This is a genomic window from Epibacterium sp. HA2-3, assembly GCF_055693725.2.
Map to the genome: position 1 here is coordinate 1,815,741 of NZ_CM172490.1, position 17,811 is coordinate 1,833,551.

A 17,811-nucleotide genomic window follows, 5' to 3' on the forward strand; every position below is an offset into this window, starting at 1 on the left:
CGTGGCCTGACACCCCACAGCCCAAGGAGAACAGGCCCCAGAGACCACCCCCTCATTGGGTGCAGGGGATCAGGACCAGATGCGGGCCTCGCCCGCACCATCTCTCCGCCTCCCCGGGGATTGCATCTCTGGTGGCGGCGCCGCCATTTCGCTCTTTATGCCTTCCGGGCTGATCTCAGCCACCAAACGCCCTCGCCACAGAGATCCGGCACTTCGACGGGACACCCAGACAACCGACCGGCAGACCACCAGCGGATCGATCACATCAACCGGGCAGAAGAGGCGCGTCTGTCTCGACGGGCCGCATTGGCGCAGCTGTGCCGCGCGCGCCAGTGGTTTCAGCATGCGCGCTGTGCGCCATGGCCGCTTCGCCGCGCCCGCGCTATGCTCGCCCCGTGACGCGCGCCCGCGCAATTGAGCACGCAAGCTAGGCGCAGGTTGCGCTAGGTCCTGTTGCGCCGCATTCTGGCCTCTCTCGATCTTTCCAAGCCGCATTTGCCAAACCGGATCCTCATGCCCCCTGCGCCTGCATCAAAATTCTCTCTGCTTCTCACATGGTTTCAGCCGCGCCGCGCCTCAAGGGGCGCCTCATGGCTCGGGCTGAGCCTCACTTTCTGCCTCCTCGCCCTACTTCTGGCGGCCTGCGGACGCAGCCCGACAGAGCGCGAACAGATGTTTCTCGGCAAGATCCACGGTGAGAGTCTCGACTACAGCCGCCTGCGCCTCGTCGAGGGGGCGCCCCTGCGCGCGGTGACCTTTCGCCGCCCTCAGCGCCCACGCGTGACCTGCCGCGAACGCATCCTGCCGCCGCGCCCTGCTGGCGAGCTGGTCACCGCCTCTCCCGCCGCATTGGCGCTGTTCAACCACATCTTCTTCACGCGGGACTGGTTCCTCCCAGACTACACCCCCGAATACCCGGAGGCGCTCCACCTCGTCGAAGCAATGCTCCTCGCGCATGAGGCCACCCATGTCTGGCAATGGCAAAACCGCGCAGTTACCGGCTATACCCCGCTCAAGGCGCTTGGCGAGCACAGCCGCTCCAGCGATCCCTATCTCTTTGATCTGGACGGGCCCGCGGATTTCCTCGCCTACGGCTACGAGCAGCAAGGCACCATTGTCGAAGAATACGTCTGCTGCCGCGCCCTCGCCCCTGACGCAGCCCGCACCCAGCGCCTGCACGAGATGCTCGCCAGGGTGATGCCGGTCTCCGACCTCCCGCAAAGCCGTGAAAGCGATGTGTATCTGCCGTGGAAAGATGCCAAAGTGGCCGGCATCTGCGATTGAGGCAAAGCGTCTGTCTTGGAGGGGCTCTGCCCCCGGCCCTGCGGGCCTCCCCCGGGATATTTTCCGTTAGAAGAAGTGGGGCACGCGCCGGCCTTCTTCTGACCACAAATATCCCGGAGCGCGAGGCAGAGCCTCGCATCCTGCCACACGCCAGAGAGCACCGCGTTCAGCGCTCGACCAGAACGCCGTCCTCAAGATGCAACACCCGGTCCATTCTTGCGGCGAGCTCAAGATTATGCGTGGCGATCAGAGCCGAAAGACCCGTCTCGGACACCAATCGCATCAGCACTTCGAACACTTGATCCGACGTCGCCGGGTCCAGGTTTCCGGTTGGCTCATCCGCGAGCAACAGCCGCGGGCGATTGGCCAGGGCGCGACAGAACGCCACCCGTTGCTGCTCGCCGCCGGAAAGCGCCGCGGGGCGATGCGCGGCGCGGGTTTCGAGCCCCACAAGCGCCAGGAGCTCGGCGCCGCGCGCTTCGGCGTCCCGCTGCGAGATGCCATTGGCGAGTTGCGGCAGCACGATATTCTCCAGCGCCGAGAACTCCGGCAGCAGATGGTGGAACTGGTAAACAAACCCAACATCCTGGCGCCGGACCCGCGTGCGTTTGCGATCGCGCGCGCCCGCCATATCCTGCCCGGCAATCTCCACCCGGCCCGCGTCGGCCACATCCAGAAGCCCGGCAATCTGCAGAAGCGTCGATTTGCCCGCCCCCGAGGGCGCCACCAGCGCCACCACCTCGCCCGCGTGCAGGGTCAGATCCACGCCGCGCAGAACCGCAACCTCACCGGGGGTGCCAGCCAGATAGGTCTTGCTCAGACCTTCGATTTTCAGCGTCACCTCACTCATAGCGCAGCGCCTCCACCGGGTTGAGCCGTGCCGCACGTCGGGCCGGGAAGATGGTCACGATAAACGACAAGCCCAGCGACAGGCTCACGGCCGAGATCACATCGCCTGCGCGCAGCTCGGCTGGCAGTGCATAGATGCCCCGGATCGACGGATCCCAGACCCCGCCGCCCATCACATAGTTCACAAAAGAAAAGATCGGGTCGATATAGATCGCAAAAAGGCAGCCGAGGATCACGCCCAGCACGGTGCCGATCACCCCGGTGATCGACCCGCAGATGAAGAACACCCGCATCACCGACCCTTCGCTGAGGCCGATGGTGCGCAGGATGCCGATGTCGCGGCCCTTGTTTTTCACCAGCATGATGAGGCCAGAGACGATGTTCATCGTCGCGATCAGCACCAGGATCGACAGGATCACGAACATCACGTTGTCCTCGACCTCCAGGGCGCGCAGAAACCCGCCGGAGCTGTCGCGCCAGCTCCAGACGCCATATCCCTGCCCTGCGGCCTGCAGCAGAGGCAGCACATATTGATCGACGGCCTCGGGATCGGCCACCATGACCTCGATCTCGTCGGCAGCACCTTCGCGGTTGAAATAGCTCTGCGCCTCGGCAAAGGGCAGATAGGCGCGGGTGTTGTCGATGTCATAGCGCCCTGCGGTAAAGACATAGACCACCTCATAGGCATTCACGCGCGGGCTGGTGCCAAAGGCGGTCTTGACCCCGTTGGGTGAGATCAGCTTGACCTTGTCCCCGATCCCAAGGCCCAGCGTGCGGGCCACACCGGAGCCAAGCGCGATGCCGTCGTCAAAGCGGCCAAGATCGCCATAGGCCACGTCGCTTTGGGCAACACCCGGAATTTTGGCCAGGTCTTCGGCGTGGATGCCATAGACCTGCACGCCGGCGTTGCGATCCCCCCGGCTGGCCATCACCTGCCCCTTGATCAAGGGCGCGGCCTGCAACACGCCGGGCACCTGCCCCACTGCCTCCGCCAATGCCGCATAATCGGTGATGCGTCGATCCAGCGTGCCGGCCGCCGTGACCGTGCCATGAGCATAGACCGTGGCATGGGCATTGGCGCCCAGAATGGTGCCCACGAATTCCGACCGAAAGCCCGAGCGTACCGCTAGGGTGGCGATCAGCGCAAAGACTGCCAGTGTGATCCCAATGAGGGAAATCCAGGTCATCACCGAGACACCGCCTTCGCTGCGGCGGGCGCGCAGGTAGCGCCAGGCAATCATCCATTCGAAACGGGAAAAAGGCGCAGTAGCAGCCATTTAGGAGGTGCTCCTCTCGCGGTGAACATAGGGCATCGCAGCCGCGATGCAGATCTCGCGCAGACCCTAGGGGCGTGCAGAGACCGGGTCAAGCAAGCCTGTCGCGCCCAGCCGGTCGCCGCGCAAGGAGACGCCGCCCGCCTGCCATCATCCCCCAGATCAGACCGCCCCCCACGAGCGCACCAATGGCCGCCAGCAGCAGCGCATCCAACGAGACCGCAACCGCAGGTTCAAAGGCGCTGAGGGTGGCAGAGGCGATCTCGGCCTCGGCAAAGCGGCCCAGATGCAGCGCGCGTTCCACCGGCGCCATGGCGCTCAACTCGTGCAGATCGGACGAGAGCCTGCCATAGCGGTCGATGGTGGCCGCCATGGTTTCGGCCCGGGCGGCGCCCATCTCTCCGCCCTGCGCAAGCTGCACGAGCGCCGCGTGCCGCTCAAGCCCAAGCGCGGCGGCATCGGCGTCAAACTCGGCCACGGTGCGTCGCAGCGCATCCACATGCCCCCCGAGACGTTGCAGATAGGCCTGCGCATAGGCCGGAAACTGCGACAGGCCCAAGCCCGCGCCAAAGCCGCCCAAGAGTGTCACCATCCGCGTGATCATCGTCGCCGTCCCTCGTTGTTCTTGCCGCCCCAAGCACCGCTCAGCATTTTGGCGGCTCCGCCTTGGGGGCAGAGGCCGCCATGAAACGCGTCCCCTGCGCCGTTGTGAAGGGGGAAAGGGGATAAAACAGGCCCATTTCTGGCTGGGGCTGGTCTGGCTGGGGCTGGTTGCGAAGGGTCAGAAACACCGCGCCACCGCCCGACCCAAGGCCACGCGGCCCCGGCAAAGCGGCCTCTCATCATGGCCGATCCGGGTCAGCGGCATCGGCGAACAGGGCCTGATGCGGCCTTCAGGCCTCCTCGAGCCATTGCGACGCTCGGGCACGCACCTCGTCCGGGATGTCTCTGGAGATCCGCGCCTCAAGGTCAAACATCACGCATTTGAAGACCGTCTCAAAGGCGAGCAGATTTTCATCGGCGCGGAACATACGGTGGCGAAATGTCATCGATTTTGTTCCCACATCGATGATGCTTGTTTCCAGCCGGATCGCATCCCCTGCCGCCAGCTCTGCCCGGAAGTTGCTTTGCACGTTCACCACGGCAAACGAGAGCCGCCGCCCCTCGCGCATATCGCAGGCGGTCAGACCCATCTCCGACTGTATGGCAAACACCCCATCAGAGCAGGCCGCGAAATAACGTGAGACGTTCATATGCCCGAGAAAATCGCAGTCGGCAGGATCAACGACGGAGCGAAAAGACAGAAAGGCTGGCATGGTTTCTCCTCTGAAAAGATCGGGGATTAGCGCGTGAGGCGGTCGGTGGATGTGGAGAACATAACCACCGACTTGCCTTCAACCTGCCTCAAGCCGCAGCTTTCGAGCATGGCCCGTGAGGGGGCATTGTCCGGCGCAACAAACTCCATCGTGGCGGCCGCGCCAAGTTCAGTCACGGCCACGAGGTTGCATATCGCATCTACATGTTTCCCAAGCCCGAGCCCCCGCAGTTCGGGATCAACCGCAATCAGTCCCACCCAAGCCGAGTTGAAGAACGGGCTATGGCGATTGTGCGTCATGGCTGCAAATCCAGCGGCGGCGATCCTGTCGCTTGCGTTTTGCAGCGCGATTAATCTGGCGGGAAACAACCTCCCCAAGAGCGCATCTGTCGAGAAAGGCGAGACCCCCTGCTGGGTCAAAAAGACCTGAACCTCCCTGGCTTTTTCTGGGGTCATTTCAGCCTCGGAGATTTGTCTCATGCCGGCAGGAAGGCCGTTTTGAACGATGGGGCCACAGACCCTGCGAATGGTTTCGGCATCGGCCATAAACAGGTCCCAGACGTGAAGCCTGGGGTCAAAGTCGCTCAGCTCGGATTTGGCCGCCGCAATCGTCGCCTGATCTGCCCCGCGCAAGGTGACCATGCCTTCATCGGCCATCACCTTTTTCAGATAGTCCCATCCCAGCGCAGCCGGGTCATCGCTCGAGAAGGTGCGCGCATGGATCACGGCACCCGCAAGATCGGCAAAGTCAGCGACCTGCGCGTCACGTGCGCGTTGCAGCGCCATGATCTTGTCGGTGCCATAGTATGGGGACCTGTCCATGTTGATACCTTTCGCTCCTGGCCCTCTGATGATCAGTGGGCGAGGCCGAAGGGGTAAGCCCCCGCGGTTCATGCCAAGCAAAGCATACCAGAAATGATGCCATTGCGCACCGTCGCTCAGGCCGAGCGCGGTTCGGCATCCCGCCCCATACCCCGCCCAGCGCATGCGCCGGACGGGGTCGGTGTTGCAAAACCTGCGCCGGGCTTAGCGCAACAAGAACCGCTCCAGGAGGTAGCCGTTCTGGTATGGGGTCGTCGCGGTTCGCTCCACAGTCACCGCCGGGGCATCTGCGCCAAAGAGCGGCACGCCTTGACCCAAGACACAGGGCGCGCGTTTGAGGATGAGCCTGTCGATCAGCTGATGCTTGAGCATCCAACCCGCAAAGGCGCCGCCCCCGCAGAGATAGACAGGCCCCTCGGCGCGCGCGATCTCGGCGCGGAGGCCCTCGGCGCTGGGGCGTTTCAGGACAGTGACCTCGGAGGTTTCGGGCAACTGCAGACTGTCGGAAACCACAATCGACCGCATGTGCGGATAGGGGTTTTGACCGGGCTCCATACCGAATTCATATCCGAACTCGTAGGTCTTGCGCCCCATGAGCGCCAGTTTATAGCCACCGAGCCGGTTGTAGTAGTCTTCGACGACTGGGCCTTCATGGGCGAATTTCGAAATGTCTCCGGCCGGGCCGGAGATAAAGCCGTCGAGCGAGACGGCGACATCATAGATGACGGGATGCATGCTGTGCTCCTGCGTGAGAGTTCCAGTAAAGCCCGTGGGCTTTGATTGTCGTGGAACTTACTTGGTCACTGTCAGGGCACTCCTCTTGCGTGGAAGGACGCTAGCAGGCGCGTAGGTCAGGCGCAACGGGCGCGCACCGCTGTGAAGGGTAAAGGGGAAATACCGGCCCATTTCTGCGTTGGGCTGGGGACCGGCGGGGAAACTGGGGACCGGAGGGGAAAAGGGGATCTGTGCGGATACTTTCAACGAGCGCTGCCTGCAAATGGCGAACGGCCTTCGATGCCACGCAAAGTTGGCGCAAGAAGTTTCATGAGCCCACTTCCCGAAAGCTCCGTAGATCCTCGCGTTTTGTGAGATTTGGACTGCAACCGCCTTCAGAATTGATCGAGCAAAGCGCGTGCTGATTTCACGTTGATTGCGTTTGAGGAACACAGACCTGAGACGCGCTTGCTTACGGCTCCGTCGTCTCGGTTTGACTGGGCGCTTGTGCTGGTCGTAGCCTCTTACAATCTGAGATCAAAGCGGGCGCACAATGACATGGCACCAGCTTTTGCAACGCGCAAGAGAGCGTGCTGTTGCAAGCCATACCCTAGAACAAAAGACACCCTCTCCTTTGATGCAACGTCGCGGCTAGCTACCTGAACAAGGGCATCTGATCCGGGTGCGGCTGCGTGGGTGTCTCGGGACGGTCCGTCGACACAACGTCAACCAGCGCACGGATATCTGTGGCCAAATCAGGGCACAACCCTTGCAAACGCGCGGCCTCCTGCGCTGCAAAACTGATTTCGCGCGCGCTCATGTGAAACGGCACGTCCTCGTCTGCCTCCAAGGTGTAGAGCATCTCTTTGATTGACCAGCCATCGGCCAGAAACCCGAGGGCCCGCTCAAAACTCTCGTGCTCGGGATGCTCCCAAGCGGTAACTCCGCGCAAGTAGTGAGCAGCCTGCGCGCGATCTGCGCCCTCGATCAACGTGTTCAACGCACGACAGACCTGCACGGCCCATGGTTCGATCCAAACCACCAGCGCCTCAAACAGCGCATCCGCAGGCGGGATCATCGCGGGTGGGGCCGAGACATGCCAGTGACCCAGATCCGCCCCCGAGAGCGGCAATCCTTCGTAGGCGCAGTAGCTTGCAGGCGCGCGTTTGGCCAGAGCGAGAAGATGGGCGAAAAAATCAAAGAGCGGTGCCACCGCACCCGTGTGGCGACCTGCAATCTGCCAGAGCCACGGTAGTGCCGCCCAAGTGGCCGGATAGAGCGATTCCTGATGATACAGGCGATCCCACAGCAACATGTTGCACAGCTCCGGGTCCCATTCCGCTAGGAGGCTGGAAAGTGGTCCCCGCACATCCTCCACGCCGTGAGCGCCGGCAAATGGTCCCAAAGCGGATCATCAAGTGAAAGTTGCATCGTGGGAATATCCGAACTGTAATATGCTAGGACTGTTACACAACATGCGGCACAGAAAAACCCCGCCCGACGGACCTGTCGGACGGGGGTCTCAATTCTGTGGCACCGGTGGATTCAGAAACCGCGCGGCGTGGGGTGGTTGGCGTAGATCGCGGCGATTTTCTTTACCGCGTCTTCCGGGCTCATTTCTTCGCTTTCGCCGGTACGGCGGCTGGTCACTTCGACGACGCCGTTCTTCAGGCCGCGTGGGCCGACGGTGATGCGCCATGGCAGGCCAATGAGGTCCATGCTGGCGAATTTGCCGCCCGCACGTTCCTTGCGGTCATCATAAAGCGGCTCCAGACCGATGGCGGTGAGCGCCGCATAGAGCTGCTCGCAGGCGGCATCCGCTTCATCGTCGCCCTGCTTGAGGTTTACGATCCCGCAGTGGAAGGGGGTCACACCTTCGGGCCAGATGATGCCCTTGTCGTCGTGGCTGGCCTCGATGATGGCGCCGAGAAGACGCGACACACCAATCCCGTGCGAGCCCATGTGGACCGGCACGCTCTGGCCATCGGCGGTCTGCACGGTGGCGCCCAGCGCCTCGGAGTATTTGGTGCCGAAGTAGAAGATCTGGCCGACCTCGATGCCGCGCGCGACGCGGCGGCGCTCTTCTGGGACCGCGTTGAACAGCGCCTCGTCGTGGGTCTCGTCCGTGCGGGCGTAACGTGAGGTGAACTCTTCGAGCACCGCCTGACACTGCTCGACATTGTCATAGTCGATCTCGCGGGCGCCGAACGTCAGATCGGTGATTTCGCTGTCATAAAAGACCTCCGACTCGCCGGTTTCGGCCAGCACGAGGAATTCGTGGGTGTAGTCGCCACCAATCGGGCCACCATCGGCGCGCATCGGGATCGCCTGCAGACCCATGCGCTCATAGGTGCGCAGGTAGGTGACCAGATGGCGGTTGTAGGCGTGCAGCGCGTCCTCTTTGGTGAGGTCGAAGTTGTAACCGTCCTTCATGTAGAATTCGCGCCCCCGCATCACGCCAAAGCGCGGGCGGATCTCGTCGCGGAATTTCCACTGGATCTGATACATCGTCAGCGGCAGGTCTTTGTAGCTTGAGACATTGGCGCGGAAGATGTCGGTGATGAGTTCCTCGGCGGTCGGCGTAAAGAGCATGTCGCGGTCATGGCGGTCGCGGATGCGCAGCATCTCCTCGCCGTAGGCGTCATAGCGCCCGGACTCGCGCCACAGGTCAGCTGACTGGATGGTGGGCATCAGCATCGGGATGTGACCGGCGCGCATCTGCTCTTCGTGCACGATGCCTTCGATCTTTTTCAGCACGCGGTAGCCCAGAGGCAGCCAGGAATAGATCCCGGCGGCGGACTGTTTGATCATGCCGGCGCGCAGCATGTAACGGTGGCTGACGACCTGCGCCTCGGAGGGGGTCTCCTTGAGGACGGGCAGAAAATAGCGAGACAGGCGCATAATGGCTCCATGCGGTGAAAGATGTTTTGCCCGGTTTAGTGGCTGCAGCAGGTGCGGACAAGGGTTGAGATCAAGCCAAACAGCCAGAGCCCGCATCGCGCAGGCCCCGCACCTGAGCCTGCGCCTGCCTCGCCGGGGCAGACGCCGCGCGGTTCTGTGAATTGAGCAGCGATTGCGCAAAAATATCGCAACTCAAATTTTGAGATGAAATAATTCGCTAAATGCAAAAAGCAGAAATCTGTTTTCATTTTCTGAAATACGCTCCACCCAGCACAAATTCAGGGCATATTGCGTTTTTGTGTCGCAAATTATCAAAGCCGCATTCAATTCATCGGCGAAAATTTCGACGTCGTGATGAGAATCTCGCCATCATTTTTTTCAGAAAAGGCAGAGATTAGCGCAGGCGTGTTTCTCTGCGCTCCACAAGCGGACCGGGTCATCCAGTCGCCCCCGTCGCTGACATCACTGCTCTTGACTTGAGCCGGGGCTTTGCGCGCTTGAACCGGGTGAATGCGCGCCTGTTGCAAACTAAACCAAACAGTCGATTCTGGTTAACACGGCAAATTTTTCCCCGTGTCTTTGATCTCGATACTGGATAACGGGGGCCGCGACCGCGATTGAGCCCCCACAAGCGGACACTGTTAAGAAACCGTATAAACGCTTGTGCCCTCGCGCTTTTTGGTGAGGCCCTCCATCCAGATCCCAGCTTGCTGAAATTCCCGAGAGCAAAAATACTTTCAATTCAATATAGTTTTTTGGCACATTCAGTAGAAATTTGCGTATTCAAGGAATGGAATTTACACTCCCTCGCCGGGCGTCCCGCCCGTTTTTGTCCGATGCCCTGATGTTAAAGATGCTTTGTCATGACCCGAGCCGCCAAATTGACACCTGATCCCTATGATGTGCAGCTGCGCGAACTTGGCCTCGTTCAACGACAACCCGACTCCGACATCGACAATCTGACCCGGCTCGCTGCCCAAGTGCTGGATGCGCCAACGGCGCTGGTCTCTGTGGTGCAGCGCAGCCTTGATCGTCAATTCTTCAAAAGCTGCGTGGGCCTGCCCGAGCTGTCGAGCGTGCTGCGTCAGACACCGCTCTCTCATTCGTTTTGCCAATTTGTGCAGGACGCCAACCAGCCTCTGATCGTGCCCGATAGCCGCAATGACGCCCAGCTGCGTGACAATGCGGCGGTGATCGACCTCAAGATGGTTGCCTATCTGGGGGTGCCGATTCATTTGCCGGATGGAACGCCCATTGGTGCGCTCTGCGTCATTGATCGCGTGCCGCGTCAGTGGAGCTCGGACAATCTCAAGACCCTGCAACACCTTGCGGTGGCCGTCGACAATGTCATCGCCCTGAAACATGCGCGCGAACTCGCCGCCGAGGCAGAGCGCACTGCCAAACGCGAAGCCGAGGCGCGTAAGACCTACCTTGCCCACATGAGCCACGAGATCCGCACGCCGCTCAATGGCATCATCGGCTCGGTCGATCTGTTGCTGCGCGAAGCCTCCCGCGTCAATCTGGACCCGCGTGAGCAGAACGATCTTTTGCGCACCATCAACCGCTCTGCGCGCAACCTTCAGCATCTGCTGAATGATGCGCTCGACATTGCCAAGATCGATGCCGGCAAGCTCGAACTGGCCCCAGCGGCCTTTGACCTGCATGAAACGGTTGATGACGTGATGAAGCTGTTCTCGGCCCAGGCCTGCGAGAAAGGCGTTGAGCTGAACCACAGCTTTCGCGGCATCGAGGCGCAGGAACAGCGCTATGGCGACCGGTTCCGGCTCGCGCAGATCCTTGGCAACCTTTTGAGCAACGCCATCAAATTCACCGATGACGGAAGCGTATCGCTGCAGATCAATGGCACCCCCGATGCGCTGCATCTCACGCTGCGCGACAGCGGCTGCGGGATTGCGCCGGACCGTCTCGACAAACTGTTCCTGCCCTACACCCAAGCCAGTGCCGATGTGGCGCAGACCAAGGGAGGCACGGGCCTTGGTCTGACGATCGTGCACCAGATGGTCGAGCTGATGCAGGGGCGGATCCGCGCCGAGAGCGTGCCCGGTCGGGGCACCGTCTTTCACCTCTATCTGCCGTTGCCGGTGACCACATCTGTCCCCGAAGCCGAAAAAGTGCATGACCCGGCAAGGGATGGGATCGGCGACACCGCCACTGTTGCATCTCCCCCGCCTGCCCCGTCCAATGCGCCCTTGTCCGGCAAACGGGTGCTCATCGCCGATGACAGCCCGGCCAACCGGCTGGTGCTGCAAAAGATGCTCGAGAACCTCGGCGCGACGGTGGACAAGGCCTTTGACGGTGGCGATGCCTTCGGTCGGGCGGTGGCGCGGGCCTATGATGTGCTGCTGCTGGACATCCACATGCCGGGCCAGACCGGCACCGAGGTGGTCAAGAAGCTGCGGGCGGATCCGCGCCATCAGGCGCATGACGCGCTGTGTATCGCGGTGACAGGCAGCACCGAAAAGCAAGAGGTCGAGCATTACCTGGACTCGGGTTTTGATGCCTGGATCGGCAAACCGCTGCGCCAATCCGACCTGATGCGGGTGCTGTCGCCGCTGCTTCTCGAACCCCCGTCCCGCGCGTGAGAGCCAAGCCGCCCAGCGGCCAACTCTCTCTTGCAACTGCACAGCGCATGGGCGATCACTGACGCATCCGTATCTTGCCATCGCGAGGATGCCGCATCATGGCTCTGCCCGCCCGCAAACAACTGAAATACTGGGGCATTGCCGCAGTTCTGTTCGCTGTCGTCATGTGGGCGCTCGGCAATGTGCTGATGCCCTTCATCCTGGGCGGCGCCATCGCCTATATCATCGACCCGCTGGCCGACCGGCTGGAACGTGCGGGCCTCAGCCGTGAGGGCGCAACCGCGGTGATCACGGTGGGGGCCGTGCTGATCTTTTTGATCCTGCTGCTGCTGATCGTGCCGGCGCTGATCAACCAGATGATTGATCTGGTGCAGACGCTGCCGCAGGCGCTCTCCAACCTGCGCGCCTTTGCGCAGGAGCGCTTTCCGTCGCTGTTTGAAGACAACAGCCAGCTGCGCGAGGCACTCGCCGGGTTGTGGCAGATCATTCAGGACAAGAGCGTCACCCTGCTGCAGACCTTTGTCGGCTCGGCAATGTCGCTGCTGAACATCGTGGTTCTGTTGGTGATCGTGCCGGTGGTGGCCGTCTACCTGTTGGTGGACTGGGACCGGATGGTGGCGCGCATTGACGAGCTCTTGCCACGCGATCACGCGCCGGTGGTGCGTCATCTGGCCAGCGAGATCGACCGGGTGCTGTCGTCCTTTATCCGTGGCATGGGGCTGGTCTGCGTCATCCTTGGAACCTATTACGCGGTGGCCCTTATGCTGGTGGGGCTGAATTTTGGCCTTGCGGTGGGCTTTGTCGCGGGGCTTGTGACCTTCATTCCCTACCTCGGCGCCATCATCGGCGGCGTGCTCGCCATTGGTCTGGCGCTGTTCCAGTTCTGGGGCGCGCTTGAGGGCGCGGACGGCGAGATGATCCGCCAGGGCACCGACTGGCTGCGCATTGCGCTGGTGGCGGGGATCTTTGCCATCGGCCAGATGGTCGAAGGCAACTTCCTGACCCCAAAGCTCGTGGGTAACTCGGTCGGGCTGCACCCGGTCTGGCTCCTGCTGGCGCTGTCGGTCTTTGGTGCGCTCTTTGGGTTTGTCGGCATGTTGGTCGCGGTGCCGGTGGCGGCAGTGATCGGGGTGGTTGCACGTTTCGCAGTAGAGCAGTATCTGCACAGTCGGCTCTATCAGGGGCTGTCACACCGGGATGCGAATGTCCGCACCTCCGAGGATACACCGACCGACATCTGAACCGCGCCCCGCAAGCCACAGCCCCTCTCCCGCATGTAACAAGCAGACTGCCCATGTCCGAACAGCTGAGCTTTGATCTCCCGGCGAAACCCGCGCTGGGGCGCGATGATTTCTTTGTCGCCCCTTCCAATGCAATGGCAGTGGCGCTGATTGACCCGACCTTTGCCTGGCCGTCGGGCAAGCTGGTGCTGACGGGACCAAAGGGGTCGGGCAAGACGCACCTGGCGCATGTCTGGGCCAAGGAAAGCGGTGCCAGGGTGGTTCCGGCCCATGCGCTCACCGAGGCAGATGTGCCAGAGCTTGCAAGCGGCCCTGTCGCCATAGAGGACGTGCCCGATATTGCCGAGGATGCGCTTGCACAAAAGGCGCTCTTTCACCTGCACAACATGGTTCTGACCCATGGCCATCGGCTGATGCTGACGGGCCGTCCGGCGCCGAACCTCTGGGGGCTTGGGCTCGCGGATCTGCAAAGCCGGGTGCAGGCGGCGACTCATGCCGCGCTCGAAGCGCCCGATGATGCGCTGCTGGCGGTGGTGCTCGCCAAACTCTTTAATGACCGCCAGATCACGCCGAAACCGGATGTGATTCCCTATCTGGTGGGACGCATGGATCGCAGCTTTGCCGCGGCCGCCGCGGTGGTGGAACAGCTGGACCGGCTGGCGCTTGCAGAGCAGCGCACCCTCAGCCGCGCGCTGGCAATCCGCCTGATGTCCAGCGACCAGAAGGGCTGACGCCGATGCTTGGACGGACAGCACCTCTGCCCTGCCAAGCCATGACCGTGATTGGCGAAAGTGCCACGCCCTGCCCGCAGCATCTCCCGATTTTCGGTGCCTTTCGCCGCGCACGAATTGACCTGATCGCCCCGATAGACCATCCTCACCCCAGCAAAAACGCCCCGGAGTCTGCATGACCATTCAGCCCGATGCCCCGCGCCGCGACCTCGACACAACGCCCCCTGTGGCGGATGCCCCGGAGGCCGCAGCGCCTGATGCGGCGGCAGAGGATTGGGGGCCGTTTGGTCGCCCGCTTTTTGACGATCCCGATGCCCGCGCCCTGAGCCGGGTGGGTGTGGTCGATGTGGGGTCGAACTCTGTGCGCCTGGTGGTCTTTGACGGCGCCGCCCGCAGCCCCGCCTATTTCTACAACGAGAAAATCATGTGCGGTCTGGGCGCGGGCCTCTCTGAGACCGGCAAGCTCAACCCCAAGGGGCGCGCGCGTGCGCTCGAGGCGCTGAAACGGTTCCAGATGCTGGCCAAGGGGCTCTTGAGCGACCCGCTGACGGTGGTGGCCACCGCGGCGGTGCGCGATGCCAGCGACGGGCCGGAGTTCTGCGCCGAAGTCGAGGCCGCCACGGGCCTGCGCATCCGCGTCATCACCGGCGAGGAAGAGGCGCGGCTCTCGGCGCAAGGCGTGCTCTTGGGCTGGCCCGGCGCCTATGGGCTGATCTGCGATATCGGCGGCTCCTCGATGGAGCTTGCTGAAATTCAGGACGGCGAGGTCGGCCGATGCGTGACCTCCAATCTGGGGCCCCTGAAGCTCAAGGATATCAAGGGCGGGCGCAAGGGACGCAAGGCGCATATCGACGAGGTGATGGCCTCTTTGCGCGACCAGTTGGGCGATCAGCGGGATCGTCTCTTCCTCGTGGGGGGGAGCTGGCGTGCGATTGCGCGGCTCGACATGCTGCGGCGCAACTATCCGCTGACGGTGCAGCACGAATACCGCATGACCGCCAAGGACGTGCGCGAGACGATCAAGTTCATCGAACAGAACGACCTTGAGAAACTGCGCTCTGACTGCGGGGTCTCCTCGGCGCGGATGGCGCTTGTGCCTTATGCAATCGACGTGTTGTCGCGCCTCATCAAGACATTCCGCCCCAAGGACATCGCGATTTCCAGCTATGGCATCCGCGAGGGGCTTTTGTATGAGCAGATGCCGGATCGTCTGCGCCAACGCGACCCGCTCATTGAAGCGGCGCGTTTTGCCGAGGCCAAGGACGCGCGGGTTCCGGGCTTTGGCAAGACGCTCTACACCTTTGTAAAACCTCTGTTTTCCGGCGCACCCTATGCCAAGATGCGGCTCGTCAAAGCGGCCTGCGTGCTGCATGACGTAAGCTGGCGCGCGCATCCCGATTATCGCGCGGAAGTCTGTTTTGACAACGCCACCCGTGCCAACCTTGGTGGGCTCAAACATTCCGAGCGGATCTTTCTGGGGCTGGCGCTGCTGCATCGCTATCGCAACAAGCGTCAGGGCACCCATTTTGAGCATCTCTATGACCTGCTGCCGTCCGAAAAGCAGAAAGAGGCGGAAATTCTAGGCAAGGCGATGCGCTTTGGCGCAATGCTGATGGTGGGCGAGGATCAGGACATTGGCCGCCTGCGCTGGCAGCCGCGCAAACGCACGCTGCATGTGGAACTCCCCGCAGAGAGCGCGGCGCTCTTTGGGGAGGTGGCGCAGTCGCGGCTGATGTCCCTCGTCAACACACTCAAGGCCGAAGTCCGTGTGAGCGTTGCAGGCCGACGCGGCGCGCTGCTGGAAAAAGACGCGCGCGACTGAGCGCGCCCTTTGCACCCCGCACGTTTCAGGGTTTCACGCGACGGAGTTTCACGCAGCAGAGCGCTGTTCAGAGCTCGATACTGTCGTCGGGCTGAGGGTCTGGCGCGGGCTCGGGTTTGGGGTCCTTGCGGCGGATGATGATGTCGCCATTGGGCAGGATTTCGGGCATCTCGTAGACGCTCCAATCCTCCACCTGATCCGCAATCTCCGCCAGCGCGGGGCCCATTTCGGCCAGAAAGCTGCGCATCGAGGGGCCGACCTCCGAAAGGAGGCGCGCGGCCTCTTCGAGGGTCGGCTCCATCTCGCGCCGCAGCCCCTCAAAGAACAGCTCCATCCCGCGCTCCATCAAACTGGGGCCGTCAGCCCCGTTGTTCTCTGTCGGCGTCTCCTGCGCCGAGAGCGGCGGACCCGCAAGCGCGAGACAGACCCCAAGCGCAAGGCCCAGGCGAGAGGTGATATGTCGATGCTGTATCATGCGGCAAGTATAGCGCGCCCGCACGAGCGTGATAGGTGAGAGTTTCCAGACCTGCGTCAGATCTGCAAATCCCCGCCATCCTCGGGGCGGCTGGCTCGCGTGAGGTCCAGATCCAGCGTGACCGGAAAGTGATCCGAGGCCGTCAGAAGTGCGTGGCACAGGCTCGGCGTGCCATAGCAGGCGGCATCCTCGAACGGGTGCCAGATGCGCCAGCGCGGCGCGCAGGCCTGCAGGGAGGGCGAGATCATGATGTAATCCAGAAGCGCCTGAAAATAGCGCCCTTCCAGATGGTTATAAAAGCGGGCTGATGTGGGCAGACCTTGCTGGTTGGGCCGCAGGAGATGCCGCGCGTGCGGGTCGAACAGCTCTTGGCCCATGATGATCTCTACCGAAGAGCGCCCAAAGAGCGCCTCATAGGCGTCAAGGCCGGGCCCGTCGTTCAGGTCCCCCATCACCACCAGCGGCGCGCCCGCCTCCAGACGGTCCTCCACTCGCGCACGCAGCCAGACCGCCTGCGCCAGTTGCTTGCGACGGTTGGCGATGGACATGGCGCGGGCCTCCTCCGGGGTGCGCGCGCCATGCGGGGCCTTGGATTTCAGATGCGCGCCGATGAGGTGAAAGGGCGGACCTGTGCGCGGCGTCACCAGAAGTTCCATCGGGGGTTTGGAGAACCGCACCAGATCGGCCTTGGCGTCCACGTCGAGATCCATTTCAAACGTGCCGTCAAAACGCGGCGCGCGTGCTGTGTCCAATGGGGCATGTTCGGCCGTCATCACATTGGAATCAAACAGGAACGCGATTTCCTGACGGGTGTCATTGGCAAAGCCCATTACCACGTCGCGGGTGCGCAGACCGGCCCATTCGGCAAAGCGCACAAGGGCACGTTCGGTGCTTTGGTGTTTGCCGCTGTTGGGGGCTTCGATGATGACAATGCCATCGGCGTCGATGGCGCGCAGCACATCCGCGATCGCTTCGGCCTGCGCGCCGCGGCTGATCTCGTGTCGGGCCGAGGGCGCGCTGTCGAGCTGCAATTGGTCCTGCGCGTCAAAGAGCGCTTCGAACCACTCGATGTTATACGTGCTGAGGCGCATGATCGCGGGCCTGTGCCTTGCCGCTGATCTCTTCCCAGGCGCGGTTGATGTCGATCATGCGTTTCTCGGCCAGTTGCACCGCCTCCGGGGGCACGCCCCGTGCCATCATCGCATCGGGGTGGTTGTCGCGCACCAGGCGACGCCAGATGCGGCGGATGTCCTCAAGCGGGGTGCCGGGCGAGACGCCGAGCACCTCGTGGGGGTCCTTGGGCGCATCCTCGACAAAGCGCGCCCGAAGCGAGCGAAACTGCGCCTCGGTCTGCCCGAAGATACGGCTGACTTCTTCGAGGAACACATCCTCGTTGGGGTGGTAGAACCCATCGGCAATGGCGATGTGAAACAGCCCCTCCATCAGGTCGCAGAGCGTTTCAGGATCGTCCGAGAACATCGCGCGGATGCGGCGGGCATAATCGTCGTAGCCCGCGATGTCCTGCCGCGCGAGGTTGAAGACCCGCGCCGCCTGCGCCTCATCCTCGGCTGCGATCTGGAACACCTCGCGAAAGGCGGCCACCTCGTCTCGTGTGACCTGACCGTCGGCCTTGGCCATCTTCGCGCCCAGCGCGATCACGGCAATGGTAAAGCCGACGGTGCGTTCAGGCGGCGTGCGCAAACGGTCAAAGACCTGCGCAAGGCTTTCCCCCTGCGTCAGCGCCGCAAGCGCTTCGGTTATGCGAGTCCAGATCGACATA

16 protein-coding genes are annotated in these 17,811 nt (G+C 62.5%); 5 read left to right on the forward strand and 11 right to left on the reverse strand.

All coding sequences use genetic code 11. The annotated features are described in order from the left end of the window. The first annotated feature begins 513 nt into the window (after nucleotides 1-513). The gene (locus tag ACZ1HH_RS08445) at nucleotides 514-1,284 is read left to right on the forward strand and encodes a hypothetical protein (RefSeq protein WP_472636379.1); all 771 of its coding nucleotides are present in this window, start codon (nucleotides 514-516) and stop codon (nucleotides 1,282-1,284) included. Between the two features lie 166 nt (nucleotides 1,285-1,450). Here the strand turns inward: ACZ1HH_RS08445 and ACZ1HH_RS08450 are convergent, their stop codons facing one another. The 8 genes from ACZ1HH_RS08450 to proS all read right to left on the reverse strand — a co-directional run bounded on the left by ACZ1HH_RS08450 (nucleotide 1,451) and on the right by proS (nucleotide 9,159). After that, the gene (locus tag ACZ1HH_RS08450) at nucleotides 1,451-2,134 is read right to left on the reverse strand and encodes an ABC transporter ATP-binding protein (RefSeq protein ID WP_472636380.1); all 684 of its coding nucleotides are present in this window, start codon (nucleotides 2,132-2,134) and stop codon (nucleotides 1,451-1,453) included. Further along, nucleotides 2,127-3,410: a lipoprotein-releasing ABC transporter permease subunit gene (locus tag ACZ1HH_RS08455; protein WP_487320239.1), complete on the reverse strand. Its 1,284-nt coding sequence runs from the start codon at nucleotides 3,408-3,410 to the stop codon at nucleotides 2,127-2,129. The genes ACZ1HH_RS08450 and ACZ1HH_RS08455 overlap by 8 nt, the downstream gene beginning before the upstream one ends. Nucleotides 3,411-3,498: 88 nt before the next feature. Next, nucleotides 3,499-4,011, reverse strand: a complete 513-nt coding sequence (locus tag ACZ1HH_RS08460; RefSeq protein ID WP_416368685.1) for a DUF2937 family protein — start codon at nucleotides 4,009-4,011, stop codon at nucleotides 3,499-3,501. Nucleotides 4,012-4,300: 289 nt separating this feature from the next. Further along, a complete protein-coding gene (locus ACZ1HH_RS08465) occupies nucleotides 4,301-4,723 on the reverse strand; it encodes an acyl-CoA thioesterase (protein WP_472636382.1) in 423 nt (140 codons plus the stop codon). Nucleotides 4,724-4,749: 26 nt separating this feature from the next. Continuing rightward, nucleotides 4,750-5,544: a GNAT family N-acetyltransferase gene (locus ACZ1HH_RS08470; protein ID WP_472636383.1), complete on the reverse strand. Its 795-nt coding sequence runs from the start codon at nucleotides 5,542-5,544 to the stop codon at nucleotides 4,750-4,752. 204 nt (nucleotides 5,545-5,748) lie between these two features. Continuing rightward, on the reverse strand, nucleotides 5,749-6,279 hold the full coding sequence (locus tag ACZ1HH_RS08475) for a dihydrofolate reductase family protein (protein WP_472636384.1): 531 nt from the start codon (nucleotides 6,277-6,279) through the stop codon (nucleotides 5,749-5,751). 634 nt (nucleotides 6,280-6,913) lie between these two features. Next, nucleotides 6,914-7,573, reverse strand: coding sequence for a hypothetical protein (locus tag ACZ1HH_RS08480; RefSeq protein ID WP_472636385.1), 660 nt, complete (start codon nucleotides 7,571-7,573; stop codon nucleotides 6,914-6,916). Between the two features lie 230 nt (nucleotides 7,574-7,803). Further along, nucleotides 7,804-9,159 carry a proline--tRNA ligase gene (gene proS, locus ACZ1HH_RS08485; protein ID WP_011539180.1) on the reverse strand — a complete coding sequence of 452 codons (1,356 nt, stop codon included), beginning with the start codon at nucleotides 9,157-9,159 and terminating at the stop codon, nucleotides 7,804-7,806. An 863-nt stretch (nucleotides 9,160-10,022) separates the two neighbouring features. On the opposite strand from proS, the gene ACZ1HH_RS08490 reads away from it, so the two are divergent. The 4 genes from ACZ1HH_RS08490 (at nucleotide 10,023) to ACZ1HH_RS08505 (ending at nucleotide 15,556) form a co-directional block, all read left to right on the forward strand. After that, entirely contained in the window at nucleotides 10,023-11,762 is a 1,740-nt protein-coding gene (locus ACZ1HH_RS08490) for an ATP-binding protein (RefSeq protein WP_472636386.1), read from the forward strand. Between the two features lie 98 nt (nucleotides 11,763-11,860). Continuing rightward, a complete protein-coding gene (locus ACZ1HH_RS08495) occupies nucleotides 11,861-13,003 on the forward strand; it encodes an AI-2E family transporter (RefSeq protein ID WP_011539183.1) in 1,143 nt (380 codons plus the stop codon). Nucleotides 13,004-13,056: 53 nt separating this feature from the next. Beyond that, on the forward strand, nucleotides 13,057-13,734 hold the full coding sequence (locus ACZ1HH_RS08500; RefSeq protein ID WP_472636387.1) for a P-loop NTPase family protein: 678 nt from the start codon (nucleotides 13,057-13,059) through the stop codon (nucleotides 13,732-13,734). A 175-nt stretch (nucleotides 13,735-13,909) separates the two neighbouring features. Then, a complete protein-coding gene (locus ACZ1HH_RS08505; RefSeq protein WP_416368694.1) occupies nucleotides 13,910-15,556 on the forward strand; it encodes a Ppx/GppA family phosphatase in 1,647 nt (548 codons plus the stop codon). 67 nt (nucleotides 15,557-15,623) lie between these two features. On the opposite strand, the gene ACZ1HH_RS08510 is transcribed toward ACZ1HH_RS08505, so the two are convergent. The 3 genes from ACZ1HH_RS08510 to ACZ1HH_RS08520 are packed head-to-tail and all read right to left on the reverse strand — an operon-like array spanning nucleotide 15,624 to nucleotide 17,810. Then, nucleotides 15,624-16,031, reverse strand: a complete 408-nt coding sequence (locus tag ACZ1HH_RS08510; RefSeq protein WP_416368695.1) for a hypothetical protein — start codon at nucleotides 16,029-16,031, stop codon at nucleotides 15,624-15,626. A 56-nt stretch (nucleotides 16,032-16,087) separates the two neighbouring features. After that, nucleotides 16,088-17,122: an endonuclease/exonuclease/phosphatase family protein gene (locus tag ACZ1HH_RS08515; protein ID WP_472636388.1), complete on the reverse strand. Its 1,035-nt coding sequence runs from the start codon at nucleotides 17,120-17,122 to the stop codon at nucleotides 16,088-16,090. Beyond that, nucleotides 17,103-17,810: a TerB family tellurite resistance protein gene (locus tag ACZ1HH_RS08520; protein WP_416368697.1), complete on the reverse strand. Its 708-nt coding sequence runs from the start codon at nucleotides 17,808-17,810 to the stop codon at nucleotides 17,103-17,105. Before ACZ1HH_RS08520 ends, ACZ1HH_RS08515 begins: the two co-directional genes overlap by 20 nt. Nucleotide 17,811: the final 1 nt, after the last annotated feature.

Coding starts and splice junctions, on each gene's coding strand:
- ACZ1HH_RS08445 (WP_472636379.1), top strand. CDS start 514: ATGCCCCCTGCGCCTGCATCAAAATTCTCTCTGCTTCTCACATGGTTT.
- ACZ1HH_RS08450 (WP_472636380.1), bottom strand. CDS start 2,134: ATGAGTGAGGTGACGCTGAAAATCGAAGGTCTGAGCAAGACCTATCTG.
- ACZ1HH_RS08455 (WP_487320239.1), bottom strand. CDS start 3,410: ATGGCTGCTACTGCGCCTTTTTCCCGTTTCGAATGGATGATTGCCTGG.
- ACZ1HH_RS08460 (WP_416368685.1), bottom strand. CDS start 4,011: ATGATCACGCGGATGGTGACACTCTTGGGCGGCTTTGGCGCGGGCTTG.
- ACZ1HH_RS08465 (WP_472636382.1), bottom strand. CDS start 4,723: ATGCCAGCCTTTCTGTCTTTTCGCTCCGTCGTTGATCCTGCCGACTGC.
- ACZ1HH_RS08470 (WP_472636383.1), bottom strand. CDS start 5,544: ATGGACAGGTCCCCATACTATGGCACCGACAAGATCATGGCGCTGCAA.
- ACZ1HH_RS08475 (WP_472636384.1), bottom strand. CDS start 6,279: ATGCATCCCGTCATCTATGATGTCGCCGTCTCGCTCGACGGCTTTATC.
- ACZ1HH_RS08480 (WP_472636385.1), bottom strand. CDS start 7,573: ATGTTGCTGTGGGATCGCCTGTATCATCAGGAATCGCTCTATCCGGCC.
- proS (WP_011539180.1), bottom strand. CDS start 9,159: ATGCGCCTGTCTCGCTATTTTCTGCCCGTCCTCAAGGAGACCCCCTCC.
- ACZ1HH_RS08490 (WP_472636386.1), top strand. CDS start 10,023: ATGACCCGAGCCGCCAAATTGACACCTGATCCCTATGATGTGCAGCTG.
- ACZ1HH_RS08495 (WP_011539183.1), top strand. CDS start 11,861: ATGGCTCTGCCCGCCCGCAAACAACTGAAATACTGGGGCATTGCCGCA.
- ACZ1HH_RS08500 (WP_472636387.1), top strand. CDS start 13,057: ATGTCCGAACAGCTGAGCTTTGATCTCCCGGCGAAACCCGCGCTGGGG.
- ACZ1HH_RS08505 (WP_416368694.1), top strand. CDS start 13,910: ATGACCATTCAGCCCGATGCCCCGCGCCGCGACCTCGACACAACGCCC.
- ACZ1HH_RS08510 (WP_416368695.1), bottom strand. CDS start 16,031: ATGATACAGCATCGACATATCACCTCTCGCCTGGGCCTTGCGCTTGGG.
- ACZ1HH_RS08515 (WP_472636388.1), bottom strand. CDS start 17,122: ATGCGCCTCAGCACGTATAACATCGAGTGGTTCGAAGCGCTCTTTGAC.
- ACZ1HH_RS08520 (WP_416368697.1), bottom strand. CDS start 17,810: ATGTCGATCTGGACTCGCATAACCGAAGCGCTTGCGGCGCTGACGCAG.